15 protein-coding genes are annotated in these 15,518 nt (G+C 47.3%); 3 read left to right on the forward strand and 12 right to left on the reverse strand.

All coding sequences use genetic code 11. From position 1 onward, the window contains the following. Position 1: 1 nt before the first annotated feature. The 7 genes from HBAL_RS05295 to HBAL_RS05325 form a co-directional block, all read right to left on the reverse strand. Complete coding sequence (locus HBAL_RS05295; RefSeq protein WP_015826900.1) at positions 2–538, reverse strand: F0F1 ATP synthase subunit B family protein; 537 nt, start codon at positions 536–538, stop codon at positions 2–4. A gap of 112 nt (positions 539–650) precedes the next feature. After that, positions 651–875 (reverse strand): F0F1 ATP synthase subunit C, encoded by a 225-nt coding sequence (locus tag HBAL_RS05300; RefSeq protein WP_015826901.1) that lies wholly within the window; start codon positions 873–875, stop codon positions 651–653. 80 nt (positions 876–955) lie between these two features. Then, a complete protein-coding gene (locus HBAL_RS05305) occupies positions 956–1,741 on the reverse strand; it encodes a F0F1 ATP synthase subunit A (RefSeq protein ID WP_015826902.1) in 786 nt (261 codons plus the stop codon). Next, entirely contained in the window at positions 1,738–2,058 is a 321-nt protein-coding gene (locus HBAL_RS05310; protein ID WP_015826903.1) for an AtpZ/AtpI family protein, read from the reverse strand. Before HBAL_RS05310 ends, HBAL_RS05305 begins: the two co-directional genes overlap by 4 nt. 177 nt (positions 2,059–2,235) lie before the next feature. Next, a complete protein-coding gene (gene smc / locus HBAL_RS05315) occupies positions 2,236–5,733 on the reverse strand; it encodes a chromosome segregation protein SMC (protein ID WP_015826904.1) in 3,498 nt (1,165 codons plus the stop codon). Positions 5,734–5,762: 29 nt separating this feature from the next. Next, a complete protein-coding gene (locus HBAL_RS05320) occupies positions 5,763–6,473 on the reverse strand; it encodes a thioredoxin domain-containing protein (protein WP_015826905.1) in 711 nt (236 codons plus the stop codon). 138 nt (positions 6,474–6,611) lie between these two features. Further along, complete coding sequence (locus HBAL_RS05325; RefSeq protein WP_049763127.1) at positions 6,612–7,346, reverse strand: DUF721 domain-containing protein; 735 nt, start codon at positions 7,344–7,346, stop codon at positions 6,612–6,614. A 47-nt stretch (positions 7,347–7,393) separates the two neighbouring features. Between HBAL_RS05325 and HBAL_RS05330 the strand changes: the two genes are divergently transcribed. Together HBAL_RS05330 and HBAL_RS05335 are read left to right on the forward strand one after the other, a co-directional pair. Further along, entirely contained in the window at positions 7,394–8,479 is a 1,086-nt protein-coding gene (locus HBAL_RS05330) for an A/G-specific adenine glycosylase (RefSeq protein WP_015826907.1), read from the forward strand. Positions 8,480–8,558: 79 nt separating this feature from the next. Beyond that, complete coding sequence (locus HBAL_RS05335; RefSeq protein WP_015826908.1) at positions 8,559–9,230, forward strand: M23 family metallopeptidase; 672 nt, start codon at positions 8,559–8,561, stop codon at positions 9,228–9,230. Between the two features lie 7 nt (positions 9,231–9,237). On the opposite strand, the gene HBAL_RS05340 is transcribed toward HBAL_RS05335, so the two are convergent. The 5 genes from HBAL_RS05340 to HBAL_RS05360 all read right to left on the reverse strand — a co-directional run bounded on the left by HBAL_RS05340 (position 9,238) and on the right by HBAL_RS05360 (position 13,581). Then, positions 9,238–9,627 carry a VOC family protein gene (locus HBAL_RS05340; protein WP_015826909.1) on the reverse strand — a complete coding sequence of 130 codons (390 nt, stop codon included), beginning with the start codon at positions 9,625–9,627 and terminating at the stop codon, positions 9,238–9,240. 53 nt (positions 9,628–9,680) lie between these two features. Then, on the reverse strand, positions 9,681–10,772 hold the full coding sequence (locus tag HBAL_RS05345) for a site-specific DNA-methyltransferase (protein ID WP_015826910.1): 1,092 nt from the start codon (positions 10,770–10,772) through the stop codon (positions 9,681–9,683). Between the two features lie 188 nt (positions 10,773–10,960). Continuing rightward, on the reverse strand, positions 10,961–12,175 hold the full coding sequence (locus HBAL_RS05350) for a PA0069 family radical SAM protein (protein ID WP_015826911.1): 1,215 nt from the start codon (positions 12,173–12,175) through the stop codon (positions 10,961–10,963). 98 nt (positions 12,176–12,273) lie between these two features. Further along, positions 12,274–12,879, reverse strand: coding sequence for a TIGR04282 family arsenosugar biosynthesis glycosyltransferase (locus tag HBAL_RS05355; protein ID WP_015826912.1), 606 nt, complete (start codon positions 12,877–12,879; stop codon positions 12,274–12,276). 3 nt (positions 12,880–12,882) lie between these two features. Beyond that, on the reverse strand, positions 12,883–13,581 hold the full coding sequence (locus tag HBAL_RS05360) for a TIGR04283 family arsenosugar biosynthesis glycosyltransferase (RefSeq protein WP_015826913.1): 699 nt from the start codon (positions 13,579–13,581) through the stop codon (positions 12,883–12,885). Between the two features lie 217 nt (positions 13,582–13,798). On the opposite strand from HBAL_RS05360, the gene HBAL_RS05365 reads away from it, so the two are divergent. Further along, the gene (locus tag HBAL_RS05365; protein ID WP_015826914.1) at positions 13,799–15,517 is read left to right on the forward strand and encodes a GAF domain-containing hybrid sensor histidine kinase/response regulator; all 1,719 of its coding nucleotides are present in this window, start codon (positions 13,799–13,801) and stop codon (positions 15,515–15,517) included. The last annotated feature ends 1 nt before the right edge of the window (position 15,518 follow it).

The raw sequence follows: 15,518 nt of genomic DNA on the forward strand, positions 1-15,518 counted from the left end.
CTTAGTTTCCTTTTAACACGGCTGAGACAGCTTTAGCGGCGTCATCTTTTGAAACGCTTACACCAATGAGTTTGTTGACGATATTCGCTGCTGTCATAGATGCAACGTCTTCAACATTTTTCATTGCGCTTGCTTGTACTTCGGCAATGCGTGTTGCTGCGCTGGCAAGACGAGCGTCAACTTCAGCTTCTGTTTTCGCTGTTTCAGCAGCAACTTCAGCTTCGATTTCTGCTTTTGCTTGAGCTGCAGTGGCGCGAGCTTTTGCGCGTGCTTCTGCGAGTTCTTTTTCTAAAGACTGTTGGGCAGCACTTGCACGATCAGACATGCGTGAGGCTTCTTCCAAGTCTTGTGTAATGCTGTCTGCACGGCGATCAATAGCTCCACCAATGCGCGGCAAAATCATGCGCGACATAAATAGGTAAAGCACGCCGAATGTTAGAGCGAGCCAAAAAATCTGTGATGGGTATGAGGCGTAGTCGTTCAGCGGCGGAAAAATGCCACTTGCTGCTTCAGCGCCGTGTGCTGGCGTAGTCGCCATGGTTTAACCCCTGATACTTAGGTATATTCTTAAAACCCAACGACGGAATTTGAAGTCAACCCAGAAAGGGCAGTTTCAAATTCCGCGTCAGACGATATTCTGTTGAGTGCTATTAAACAGCAAACAAAAGCAAGATCGCGATCAAGAAACCGAAGATACCTAGGGCTTCTGTCACAGCGAAACCAAAGATCAGGTTACCGAACTGACCTTGAGCTGCAGATGGGTTGCGCATAGCTGCATCAAGGTAGCTAGAGAAAATGTTTCCCACACCTAGAGCTGCACCAAACATAGCAAAACAGGCTAGACCTGCGCCGACGTACTTTAGACCTTCTTCCATAACGGATCTCCCAAGAGTTTGCGCCCTAAAACCCTAAATGGGCGGGCAGGTCAACCAAAAATTCAATTTACGCCCGAGACTTAGTGTCCCGGGTGTAATGCGTCGTTTAGATAAACGCATGTTAGAATAGCGAATACATATGCCTGGAGGAACGCCACCAGGAATTCTAGAGCAACTACTGCAACCGTACCGGCAAGGGCAACAGGTGCAAGCAGAATTAATGCGCCACCAGCACTTGCAAGCATGATAACAAAGCCAGCGAATACTTTAAGCATGATGTGTCCGGCGAGCATGTTGGCGAACAAACGCACTGACAATGAAAGCGGACGAGACGCAAAAGAGATAATCTCAATTGGTGTCACCAAGAGATAAAGAACCGGAGGAACACCTGATGGAACGAAGATTTTGAAGAATTTAAATCCGTTTTTCCAGATACCATATCCGATCACAACTGCCATCACGAGAAGGGCAAGCGCCATGTTAACGATGATGTGAGATGTTGTGGTGAAGAAATATGGGAACATACCAAGCATGTTCGCAAAGAAGATAAAGATGAAAAGTGAGAATACGAGAGGGAAGAATTTCATTCCATCTTCGCCCATCATGTCGCGGACCATGCCAGCAACAAAACCATAGGCGATCTCAGCAATTGATTGGCCACGGCTTGGGATTGTCGCGCTTTTAGAAGAGGCAACACCTAATAAAACAACAGCCAAAACAACTGCTAACAGCATAAATGCTGATGAGTTTGTGAAAGAAACGTCGAAACCACCAATTTGGAAGTCAGCGATTTTGTTCAGCACAAACTGGTGAATCGGGTCGGTAGCGACTTGGTTGATCATTGAATTGATCGATTCCAGCATCATTCTTCTTCAACTCCTTCAACCGGTTCACTTCCGGCGGCGTTTTGCGAGGCTGTGGCCGCGCGCACGACATTCATAACTCCTGCGGCAAACCCAAACATCATCCAGATGATTAGCATCCAAGGTTTCGTGTGAAACACAAGGTCTAATCCCCAGCCAATGGCTGCACCAACGAGAGGTCCAACAGCAAATTCAGTTGCCATTCTAAACCCCAGAGCCATGCCTTTAGCCTGACCTTCTTGGTTTAGTGGTCGCTCATACGTTTTCGCATAAGCAGCACGTGCCTCATCGATCTGCTTTTTGAGATCGTCATTGCTCATGCTTTCAATCCACTAAATACCGTAAAAGGTAAGGAAAATATTGCCCCGTTTTCATCGTCACAGCTTAGCTTGCCAAGCTTGGGCGGAAACTAGGGAACAAAATTCACGAAGTCAAGACAATTTAAAAATAGATAGTGTGCTGTTTTTAATGGATTTTTACCATTAATGCCGTGAAAATTACTGGGCTGCGACCAATTGTTCCGCTGACTGAAGGTCTACTGAGACGAGTCGGGACACGCCTCGCTCCTGCATTGTGACCCCGTAGAGGCGATCCATCCGCGTCATTGTCACCGGATTATGGGTGATGACGATGAAGCGCGTATCGGTTCTTGAGCGCATTGTATCCAGCATTCGGCAGAAACGGTCGACATTGGCATCATCAAGCGGTGCATCGACCTCATCCAGCACACACAGAGGGGAGGGTTGGGAGAGAAAGACAGCAAAAATTAGGGCTGCGGCTGTTAGGGCCTGTTCGCCGCCTGACATAAGCGAAAGTGCAGAGAGGCGTTTGCCCGGCGGACACGCGAAAATCTCCAATCCAGCCTGTAAAGGGTCATCTGATTCGGTTAGTTCTAAATGGGCTTCGCCGCCTTCAAATAGGGCTTCAAACAAGACACGAAAATGTTCTGATACTTTTTCAAACGCTTCCAGTAAAAGCGTGCGGCCTTGTGCATTTAGCGCTTGTACGCCTTCTTGCAGTTTGGCGATGGCTTGGTCTAGATCTTCACGCTCGCGAAGCTGAGTTTCCAGACGGTTCGCTGTTTCCTCAACCTGCAAATCAGCTTCCATATTGACGCCGCCAAGGCTTTCACGGTCGCGCATTAATAGGGCTAATTGCGTTTCCGCTTGCGGAATGCTGAATGGAATTTCTTTATTTTCAATGTCTTGATCGTTTTCAGCAGTGAGATTTTCAGGAGAGAACGAAGCGTTGAGCTTTTCAAGAGCGTCAAAATCAAGCTCAAAGCGGGCTTTTATATTCTCGCTGATATCTTCTTCACGCCGTTGTGCCGCTTCTAGGCGGGTTTCGCTGCGGATAAGCGTTTCTCTTGCCTTTGCGCTTGCGTCTCTGGCTTGTCGGGCCTGCGTTTCTGCTTCTCGCAATTGGGTTTCCATTTGGGAGAGCGCATTACTTGCCTCTGTGCGGGTGGCATTTGCAGCTTCAAGTTTGGAGTTTAGCGTGGATAATTTATCGGCAATATCATCTGGTTGGGCTTTGGCGCTTTCTAATTGGCGACGCACGCCAGTGCGCTGTGTGTGAAGGTCTGTCAGTCGTATGTCAGCAGAGTCTGCACGTCTGGACCAATCTTTTAACTCTCTTTCAAGGGCAGATTTACGAGCACGTGAGCGCGATTGTTCATGCTCTAAATTATTGATAGAATTATGATATTCTCTTTCTTCTTCACGCAATTTGCGAACATCTGCGCGCAAATCCTCTAATGCTCTTGTGTCATTTTCCGATGGGCCGCCTGATAAAGATGCCTTTGCTTGTGCGACCTCTTCAAGCGTTTGCAATAACGCGTCTTCAATGCGGGAGACATTATCTTCGACATTGGATCTGCGTAGCATAAGCCGTTCTAAAGCTTGCTCGTTTTGCATCAATTCCTGTTTGGCGCGGGATGCAGCTTGCGTCAGAATTGGTAAAGCGCGCTGCGAATCGCGGGCTTTGTCTTGAGCGAGAACAAGTGCTTTAGCGGCATTTTGCTGGGCGGTGCGTAGTTTATCAGCGGCTTTATTGGCTTTGGATAACTGCTTTTCCAGATCAAGAATAAGCGCGCGTTGTTCCAGCTTTTCGCTGGCAGAGCTGGGGGCTTTGGCTGTGCGGACAAAACCATCCCAGCGCCATAAATCACCTTCCTTGGAGACAAGGCGCTGGCCTTGTTTTAGTTGTGATTTTAGCTTTGCAGCGTCTTCTGCTTCTACCAGTCCGCATTGGGATAAACGTGCAGCAAGTGCTGCTGGTGCCTCGACCAATTGGTTGAGGGGCGTTGCGCCATCGGGCATGGGGGATAAGTGCTGCGCCTGACTATCTGACCAATATTGGCTGTCAGCTTGGTTCATCGAGGCGTTTAGGTCATCGCCCAATGCGGCGGCGAGGGCGCGCTCCAATCCTGCATTGGGGTGGGTCTCATCAAGTATTGGCGCTGATTGGCTGGATTGTTTTTTGCCGACAAGGCGTTGAAGGCCAGCAATCTGGGCTTCAATGCTACGAATGTTTTTTTCCGCTTCATTGAGCGGAGTTATTGATTCTTTTTCGTTTTTTCGTGCGGTGTTTGCTTCAACATCCAATTTATCGGCGAGATCTTGCCCATCCGATAGGGCTTTTTCAGCTAATTCCAATTGTTTTGCTAAAGCTGTTTGTTGCGCTTCAAGTTTTTCAGATGATCCAAGGTCTGCAAGGCTTGTAAGCGCGTTTTGCTTTTCTGTTTCCAGATTATTTTGTTTTAAAATAGCGCGCTCTAATGCGGCCTTGGCGCTGCTTGCCTCTGCCTGCGCTGTTGCTAATTTGGCAGCTAGATTGTCAGATTCTGTGTCTGCAATGCGTAATTTGTGTTGAGCTTCTGCGAGTTCAGCGCGAAGTGATGCTAATTGCGTATCGAATGTGTCTTGATCTTCTTCAGGCAGTGCATTGAGAGAGACTTTTGCGCGCTCAGCAGATGTGAGGGCTTCTTCTCTTAAAGCATGTTCACGCGATTGGTCTTCAACAATACGTTTTAAATCTTGTTCCAGGCGGACAATGGAATCAGAAGCAGCTTTGCGTTCACCATCTAATTTCGCTATTTCCAATTTGAGCAAGCCAAGATGGGCTGATGCCTCTGATTCGTTTTCGCGAAGTGGCGGGATTTGATCGCGTAGTTTTAATTCTGCTGCTGCACAGGAAGCTTCAAGCTGGGCATATTCCTGCACAGATTGAGATGTTTCTAAAACGCTGGCTTGAGCCAAAGCGGTTTCTTCGCGCGCTGTCTTCCATTTATAATATGCAATCTGCGCTTCTAGTGTTTCTATTTGTTCTTGCAGGGCGCGATATTTTTTAGCGCGGGATGCCTGACGTTTGAGCGTGTTGAGCTGTTTGTCGACTTCGCCAATGATTTCATCAAGACGCGATAAGCTGTCGGCTGCGCCGCGAAGCTTTAATTCAGCTTCATGGCGGCGTTGGTTTAGGCCCGCAATGCCCGCGGCTTCTTCTAATATGCGGCGGCGATTTTGCGGCTTTGATGCGATCAGTTCAGAAATCTGCCCCTGACGCACAAGGGCAGGAGAATTTGCGCCGGTGGAGGCATCGGCAAAAAGGAGTTGCACATCTTTGGCGCGCACTGTGCGGCCATTGATTTTATACGTGGAACCCGCGCCGCGTCTGAGGCGGCGTTTGACCTCTAATTCATCGCTGTCATTTAATTCAGCCGGCGCACGTCTAGCTGAGTTATCTAGAATAAGCGCGACTTCAGCGTTTTCACGTTGGGGGCGGTTGGATGAGCCTGAGAAAATCAGATCATCCATTTCACCGCCTCGCATGGCGCGGGCTGATGTTGCGCCCATCACCCAACGGAGTGATTCTAGAATATTGGATTTTCCGCAACCATTAGGGCCGACAATGCCTGTCAGCCCCTCGCGTATCGCAAAATCTACCGGATCTGCGAAGGATTTAAATCCAACTATTTTTAATCCGGTGAAATGCAATTTAGCCTTTCTAGGCGCGTGCCGTTTTTCTAGTGCGCTGCTTCTGCAGCTTCTTCTGGTTCAGCGGGGGCTGATTCGGAGGTTGTTTCAATCCCCAAAGCGTCGTTCAACAAGGCGGCGATACCTTCATTGGACATGTCTTTTGCTTCAACTTTAACGCCATCAATAAAGAGTGTTGGTGTTGAAGTGACGCCTGCTGCTTGAGCAAGATCGGATGTGCGTGAGATTTCGTTCAAAACCTCAGTTGAAGTGACACATGCTTTGACGGTCTCTTCAGACATGCCATGACGCGCACCAATTTCATTATAAGCTGGCAATGCGCCGCCAGCGCTGCGAGCAGCATCAAAGATTTCACCCTGACTTGTGAAAACATCGTCAAGAACTTTGTAATATTCATCTTTACCTGCGCAACGCGCAAGCGCTGCACCAGCGGCAGCAAGTTGAGCTGGCGGTGTAGGAAGATCACGATAGATCAGGCTAACTGAACCGTTTTCAATGAAGTCTTTTTTGATGTTAGGCAGGATTGTTTTGTGGAAAGTGCGGCAATGTCCACATGCTGTTGATGCATATTCAACAATCTGAACTTTTGCATCTGCATTCCCTAGAATAACGTCACCGGCAACATAACTCACGCTTGAGCCTTTGACATCATTCGCAGCGACTGGTTTTGAGTCAGCTTGAGAGCATCCAACTGTTAGTGCAGCGATCGCGATGGCTGAAAGAAGATGTTTAGTGCGCATTTAGACATGTCCTGTTTGCAGTGTGAGTCTACTTAAAAATAAGCAAATAATAGATTTTGTGACTGTTGTGATAGTCTGAAGTGATAAATAGGGCAATTCAACGACTTGTGATCAAATTGGCTATTCGTGGTCATTTGCCTATTTTTTTGATCGAAATGATCGCACACGGCGCGATGCTGATGTTGGGGCAGCGGCTTTGGCGCGTGCTGCTCTCTCGGTTTCACGTTTAATGCGGATGGCTTCACCAAGACCTTGAAGGGCTTTTCTTAAAGCTGGACTTTCAACGCCTTGTAGCTCGGCCTCGATTTCGTGGGCTTCTTCTGGGGTGAGGCGATGTTTCAGTTGGGACGTTGTTTTTACCGATTGGTGTTTGGTTGTGGTTTGTTGCAGGCGGATGCCTTTAAAGCGCGCGCCGCTACCAGCATTCACGCGTTCAAGAATGATATCACTTTGATGTTTTAGCTTCAGCGCTGCTGAGGCCGAATTGGCTTCCAGCACGAGCACATAGCCGGTTGAGGGTTTTATAATTTGAACGGGTTCACATAAAGCTGCCAAATCACGCCCAAGCACTTCTGGCCAGCGGCGCTGAAGAGAGGACAGGGCAGCACCTGAATCCTTGCCTCTCAATGCTGGGTAGAGTGTCTTATAAACTGATTTGGAGACGGGGCGCGCGAAATTATAAACGGCTTTTCCGCGTCTGCGCGCAAGATCCTGCTTTGCGCCGCGTGTGTCTTCTCTCGCTGACATCAAACTCAGATCATGCTCGGTTTGAAGCTTTTTGCCGCGCATTTTTTTGAGCTTCATCAACGCCTCTTCCTCAGCGGACCTTGTCGCTTTGGGAGGTGGAGGTGAGGAGTGATCGGAATTTGACATGAAAGCTGGGCTTGCAGAATCTCGTGAAAAAAGGAATGACGCAAAGCATGGTAAATGCAAAATCCACATTCGTTAAGTCTGACTTTGAAAACGCTGCACACGAATTGTTGCAATGGTATGATCAGATGGCGCGCCGATTACCATGGCGGCTAAGCCCGCAAGCGCGCAAAAACGGAGACATGCCAGATCCTTACCGCGTGTGGCTTTCGGAAATCATGCTGCAACAAACGACTGTGCCTCATGCCGCACCATATTTTGATAAATTTACCCGTCTCTGGCCAAAAGTTGAAGATTTAGCGGCGGCGCATAATGATGATGTGATGCGTGAATGGGCGGGCCTTGGTTATTATGCGCGCGCCCGCAATCTGCACAAATGCGCCAAAGTGCTTGCTGGGCTGGATGCTTTCCCCAACACAATCGAAGCGTTGTTGGCGCTTCCGGGTGTGGGGCCATATACAGCGGCGGCGGTCGGCTCGATCGCGTTTGATCTGCCGGTGGCCCCTGTGGATGGTAATATTGAGCGTGTCATTTCACGTCTTATGGCGATTGCCGGCGATGGCAGCGCTGCTGGCTGGGCGCAGGATAAAAAAGAGATTACGCAGCGTGTGCAGACACTCGTGCCTCAGCGATCTGGTGATTTTGCGCAAGCAATGATGGATTTGGGCGCAAGCGTGTGTACGCCTAAATCGCCCAATTGTATGATTTGCCCTTGGATGGATATCTGTTTGGCAAGGCAAGAAGGCAATCAGGAAAGCTATCCGGCAAAACCCAAACGCAAGCCACAGCCCATTCGCAATGGGCTGGCTTTTGTGATCTTTCATGAGGGTAAAGTGCTTTTGCAGCGCCGCCCAGATAGCGGTTTATTGGGCGGTATGCTGATGCCGCTTTCTTCGCCTTGGGAAGAGGGCGGGGAATACACATTGGAAGACTATCAGCCCGTCAAAGCCGATTGGCATTATCGCGGGCAGGCAAGGCATGTGTTCACCCATTTTGCGCTGCATTGGGATGTGTATGTCGCACACCTGACGAAAAAGCCAGATTTATCAGGTGATTGGATCGACATTGATATGTGTTTGGAAGCTGGATTGCCCACAGTTGGCAGGAAAGCACTGAAGCTGGCATTGGATGCTTAGCTGTACTTAAACTCGATTTAAGTAGTTTTCGCTTCAATTTTGGGTGAATAGGCTATCTCATTCTGGAGGTGCCGGCTTAATGTTGAAATATGTTACATCCTGCCTGCGAAAGGCTGTATATCTTATAGGTATTGGCTTGATTGCTGGATGTGCATCTGATCAAGAGATTTATCAGCCACCGGCAGAGGCAGCTTCCATCACGTCTTTTGGAACCTTGCCATTTTTGTCGCGTGTTGCGCTTTGTCCGTCCATGAATGTGAAAAATCCACCTGAAAAAGACGCTGTGGGTTATGTGGATTTTGCGCCTTTTATCGCAGTTGATGAAACCATCGTATTGGCGACCACGCCGCTTGAGGCGGGGTGTTTATCCTCAGGATATGGTTTGCGATCAAATAGAATGCACAAAGGCATTGATTATCATCATTCGCAGCCTGTTGAAATTTACGCGGCAGGACGCGGGCGCATTCTAGAAACGGGTGTGCACAGAGATTTTGGCAATTACGTGCTGATCTATCATGGGCAAGGCATTTATACGCGCTATGCGCACATGGAATCCATCACGCCTGAGCTGGCATATGGGCAAGAAATTGACATGGGCCAGACGATTGGACGTATGGGACGCACTGGTCGCAGAGTGACCGGGCGGCATCTGCATTATGAAGTGCTCAAGGGCAATTATAATACGCCGAAAAAATCATTCGGACTTGTCGCGATTAATATTTTTGAACTGCCGCAAATGTGGCCGCAATAAATCGCGCTTATTTGGGCTGCAACATATCCCATTTATTGCCGAACGGATCCTGCCAAACCACAACTTTGGCATAGGGTTCATCGCGTGGCTCTTCTAGGAAAATGATGCCTTTTGCGCGCATGGCGGCATAATCAGCTTCAAAATCATCTGTTTGCAGGAAAAAACCGACACGGCCACCGGCTTGATTGCCTATTGCTGCAAATTGTTCTGGCTTGTCGGCCTTGGCCAGCAGAATCTTTGTTTCTGTTGAGCCTGGAGGAGCAACCAATACCCAGCGTTTTTTAGCCGATATTTTTGTGTCTTCAATCAGGTCAAACCCAAGCATGTCGACATAAAAAGCGATGCCGTCATCATAATTGGGTACGACGAGTGTAAGTGCTGATATAAACTGAGCCATGACCTTCAGTTGAAGTGATTTTTATTGAAGGTCAAGCTCAGTATTTTATGGGTTTAGTGCAAGCCCATTTCCGTGCGGAATTTGCGGCGTAGCAGGTCAATCGGGGCAAGCCCTTGATCTGATTTATAGTGCCAGAAAGTCCAACCATTACAAGAAGGTGCATTTTGAACTTGAGCACCTAAGCGGTGGATGGAGCCTGTGTCGTCGCCGTTTGCAAGCGAGCCATCTGCCCGCACACGGGCGATATGTTGTTGTTTTGGGCAGTATAAACGATCACCTGGGCGTAAAAACCCACGCTCAATTAAGGCACCAAATGGCACGCGAGGCGCGGAGCGCTTTGGCTGCGTGACTTGAAGATCGACGTCATCAACTTTGCGCACATTATCAATACGAGCCTGCGCAACAGCTGCGTAATCTTCTTCACGCTCCAAGCCGATAAAGTGGCGCCCGAGCATTTTGGCAACTGCGCCGGTTGTGCCTGTGCCAAAGAATGGGTCAAGCACCGTGTCACCCTGTTTGGTCGTTGCCATGATAACGCGGTGGAGCAGGGCTTCGGGTTTTTGTGTTGGGTGTGCTTTCTTGCCTTCATCGTTTTTAAGGCGTTCGCCACCTGAACAGATTGGGATTGTCCAGTCTGATCGCATTTGCACATCATCATTGGCTGTTTTCAGCGCGTCATAATTGAATGTGTATTTCTTTTGCTCTTTGGATTTTGTCGCCCAGATCAGCGTTTCATGTGCATTGGTGAAACGCGTGCCTTTAAAGTTTGGCATTGGGTTGGATTTATTCCAGATCACATCGTTTAATATCCAGAAGCCAAGATCTTGAAGCTGAGATCCGACGCGGAAAATATTGTGATAAGAGCCAATCACCCAGATAGCACCATCATCTTTTAGGACGCGGCGGGCAGCTGTCAGCCAGTCTTTAGTGAAATTGTCATATGTCTCAAAAGAGGCAAACTGATCCCACTCATTATCCACAGCATCCACTTTGGAATTGTCTGGACGCACAAGGTCGCCGCCAAGCTGCAAATTATAAGGAGGGTCTGCAAATACCAAATCGACAGATTTTTCCGGCAATGAATTCATGAGTTCAATGCAGTCGCCAATAAGAATGTGATCTTTTGGGAAATCTATTTTCGACATGTCTTGCTTTAGCTCCAGAACGAATGAGTGATTCGCTCTAAGGAAGCCGAATTCAGGTTAAGAAACTCTAACGATTCCAAGAAGTTCGAGAAAATTCAGGTTAACAAGATATTACCTGAATTCAAAAAAATGCATGTTTCCAAATAGATGAGTCGTTAAAGAGTCAATCTTGAATCATTGGGTAAAATCTAAAAAAGATTCATTTGCCGATATCCGTCTGGTCTTGGTGGACGAAAAAGGTCCGTTCGTAGCTCTGATTTGGTATTTCTTATGTTCAGTCGCTCAATTGCGAGTTTGAAGCGTTGGGCGATGAGTTTAGCATATGGACCGGTCCCGCGTTGACGTAATCCAAAATCGGATTGGTAGGTTTTACTGCCGCGCATACTGCGCAAGATATTCATGACTTTATCTGCACGGTCAGGGTAATTTACTTGCAGCCATTCTTCAAAAAGATAGGCGATCTCATTGGGTAATCTTAGGAGAACATAGCCAGCATTGTCTGCACCAGCATTTACGGCAGCTTCTAATAGGTTTTCTATTTCCATGTCATTTATAGCGGGAATGATTGGCGCTGTCATAACAGTGACAGGGATGCCCGCCTGCGCTAATTGACGGATAACATCCAAACGGCGGTGAGGGGCGGCTGCGCGCGGTTCCATTTTGCGTGAGAGCTTGTTGTCCAGCGATGTCAAAGAAATACAGGCGCGCACAAGACCTTGCTCGGCCATGGGGGCGAGAATATCTAAGTCTCTCAGAACGAGCGCTGATTTTGTGACGAATGCGATAGGGTGTCGCGCTTCAGAGGCGACGCGCAATATCTCACGCGTGATTTTTAGGTCGCGTTCAACCGGTTGATAGATATCGGTGTCACCGCCTAAAATCAGTGTCTTAGGGCGATATCTGGGTTTTGCAATTTCAGCTTCCAATAATTTGGCAATGCCGGGTTTTATGAAAATTTTGCTTTCAAAATCAATGCCTGCCGATAATCCTGCATAAGTGTGGTTTGGTCGCGCATAGCAATAGATACATCCATGTTCGCAGCCCTTGTATGGATTTATTGTCCGGTCAAAAGGTAAATCCGGTGATGAATTATAGGTGATTGCCTTCTTAGCGGATTCGCGAATTGTTTCTGTACGGATAGGTTGGATATCTTCGGAAAAATCACTCCAGCCATCATCAAATGGCAGTCGGCCATAGGTTTCATATCTGCCCGTTGCGTTTGAAACTGCGCCGCGTCCACGTGCACGCAATTGGGTAGCTTCCCATCCCATTTCTTTAGGCCATTCCAGACTGTTTGGTATGTCGTCATCGTCGGTATTTGCACTCAGATTTTGGGGCGTATCATCAATTATTCTATGCCTATCAGGCCTAGCGCGCGCACGTTTTCCGGTTGAGTTTTCCACAATAGAATGCCTAAAAGGTAATTGGTAGGATATATTGAATAGGAATAGAACAATAGCGGAACAAAACAAAAACACAATCGATTTGTTTTACGAAACGGCTATTGTTTTGAATTCGCAGACCATTTTTTTAGAGAGTCTAAATCATCAATATCAATCAGGCTGTGGAGAAGTTTCGTTTGCGTGCCGTTTGGCAGGGTTTGGCGCATATCATCGAGGGCATATTGGCTGGACCATCTGACCGGATTAAAGTGCAAAGCTTGCCGTCTCAATTGGGTTGATGCACCAAATAACCAAAAGCCGCCATCATCTGCTGGGCCAAAAACGGCATCATGTTTTTTTAAGCTATTAAAAGCGAAGTGAATGTCGCTTTTGCAAATATCTGGTGCATCTGTGCCAATGACAATGACGGGGCCTTTGGGGGCAGATCTAAAAGCGAGAGAAAGCCTCTGGCCTAAATCGCCTTTGCCTTGTGCTTGCCTCACAAAATTTGAAGGCCACAGATTTCCAGTTGGTGCATGTATATCTTTATCTGGTGCGATGCATAAATATGATTTCCAGCGTGATGATCGAGCTGCTTGCATGGTTTGGCTGTGGCAATAGCGATTAATGCGCTGTGCGTGTGTTGGTCCAATCGCTGTCGCTAAACGCGTTTTTGCAAGCCCCATGCGCGGTGGTTTTGCAAAAATTAGAAGCGTGGACTGCATGGGTTATTTATAGGCCTTGGCGAGTTTGTCGGGGGAGGCACCCATAAGGAATCTGGAGAGAAGAAAAGCATTTTTCCAAGACCGTTTTCTCCAGCCATCACGTTCATATTTTTCGCTGGATGTGATTGCTTTTGTCGTCATGATCCGAAGGCGGGATTTGCCAATGCGTTGGGCAATATCAACATCTTCCATGAGAGCGATATCTTTAAATCCGCCAATGTCTTCATAAACAGATTTGTGAATAAGCAATCCCTGATCTCCATAGGGCAGCCCTAATGCGCGGACGCGTTGACCTGCACGTCTCTCCAGCCAGCGTGCTTCCTTTTTGGGGCTGTCATAGGCGAGCGTGAAAGCTGCCGCAAATTTTGGAAAATGCATTTGTGCATTCACGGCATCCGCCCAATTATATTCCAAGGCTGTATCGGCGTGTAGAAACAGAAACCAGTTGGATTTGGCATTTTTTGCGCCGATATGAAGTTGACGTCCGCGTCCAGCTTTGGGGCTGGTTATAACGCGGCATCCAGCACTGCCTGCCATTGCGATTGTATGGTCTGTGGAACCGCCATCAACAATTAGAACTTCTCGAATTAATCCTGACCCTAATCCCGCGCTGAGAGAATCAAGGCAATGCGGCAGATGCTTTTCCGCATTTAGGGTTGGGATAATGATAGATAATTCGCCGCGTGTCATAGTTGGTGTCATATCCTAAAACCTCGGATATGGGAGTCTTTTTTACAAAATATATGTGTAGCGTTGAATAGGTCGCTAAATACACGCAAAGAGATAGATAAAGCAATATTTTCAGATAATAAGTGCGGTCTATCCCTATTCAAATCGTGAAAAATGAAACGATTTGTAAGGTTTTTTTGATAAGGTTAACATTGAGGGAAGTGGGTATTTTGATTAAAGGCGAGACGGTTTGGCTTCTGAGTATGCTAGAGCGATAGATGACGAGACATTTTACCCTGATGGATTAGACGAACTTTTCAGTTCAGGTGTCTTGGATAGTACACAGGCAAGTGCATTTGAAAAAATCGCATGGCTTGCCGCTAAAGTGCTATCTGCTCCAATTGCATTTGTATCTTTATTAGGCGGAAAAAAATACTGGCTTTACAGCTTAGAGCATTGTGATGAACAACACCTCATCCATGACCTCAAGCCGCTACAAGCTGAAACGCGATCTAATGATGTATTTGAGATCCCGGATGCACGATTAGATCCGGATTATTTCGATCTTCCCAGTTTTGACGGCACAACAGGGATACGTTTTTATGCGTCTGCCCCTATCGCCGGTCCTTCTGGAGAAGTATGTGGGCATTTTGTGCTGGCGAGTAAATCTCCACGGACTTTGAGTTCAGAAGAGCGTAATGTTTTGCGCTGTTTGGCTGACCAAATTGAAAGTGAATTACGGCTTTTATTGCAAATGCAGGAAGAAGCATCACTAAGATTTGCGGCAACAAAAGCTTTCAATGCAAAATCGTCTTTTTTGTCTTTGATTTCACATGAAATTCGTACGCCTATAGCTGGTATTATGGGCGCGACAGACATGTTGATCGCCAAAGTGAATAACCGAGCATATGAGGACAATGAAGCTGAAAAAGAGCTGCTTAATACAGTCTGGTCCAGTGCTTCGGATTTGTTACAATTATTAAATGAAACCCTAGATGCGGCTAAAATAGAAGCAGATGGTGTTCAGATACATAATCAGTCGTTTGATTTGGTCGCATTCTGTGAAAAATTAAAAAATCACTTTAAGCCACTTGCTGAAAATAAGGGCCTAGATCTGAATATTCGGTTTGATGGTCTGGGTGAGTTTTCTCAACATATCGAAGCTGACCCTACGCGCATCCGTCAAATTCTCTTTAACCTTATCCATAATGCGATGAAATTTACGGGTAAGGGGGAGGTGAGTTGTAATATCAGCATCCTACCGCGTGAAAATAGTATCGAAAATGCCTGCTTGTTGAACATTGAGGTGAGTGACACCGGTATCGGCATGACGCAGGCTGAAGTTGCGAATTTATTTGTGCCATTTAATCAGGCCAATGTCGGTGATGATCGCGAATATGGTGGCACAGGTCTTGGCATGACACTCGTTAAACAATTAGTGGATCGCATGGAGGGCACTATTGCCGTGCGTTCGCAGCGAGGTGTCGGCACGCAGTTAAAGATACAAATCCCCACTTTTGAAATCGTTGAAGATGGTTGGGTTGTAGATAGACGCCCTGAATTGGAAGACATAAAAGAAGGAAGCCTAGAGGCCGTTGATGCTGATGCACTCAAAGGACTGCAAGTGCTTGTTGTGGACGATAATAGTCAAAACCTGTTTATCTTATCTCGCGTATTGGAAACATGGGGATGTGACGCAATTATCGCCGAAAATGGAAATAATGCACTACAGGAAGCCAAGTCGCATAGTTTTGACGCGATTATTCTTGATCTTCACATGCCGCATAAATCTGGGTTTGAGGTAGCGAGAGAATTACGTCAATATACTTCGTCGACACGTTTGATCGCGTGTAGTGCGGATACGACACAAGATGCGTATGCCAAATGTCAGGAAGCTGGCTTTGATGATATTCTTGCCAAGCCGTTTGATTGGGCGCTTATGCATAGCGCTTTATCCAAATGCGTTTAGT

The sequence above is a fragment of the Hirschia baltica ATCC 49814 genome, from assembly GCF_000023785.1.
Taxonomy (GTDB): domain Bacteria; phylum Pseudomonadota; class Alphaproteobacteria; order Caulobacterales; family Hyphomonadaceae; genus Hirschia; species Hirschia baltica.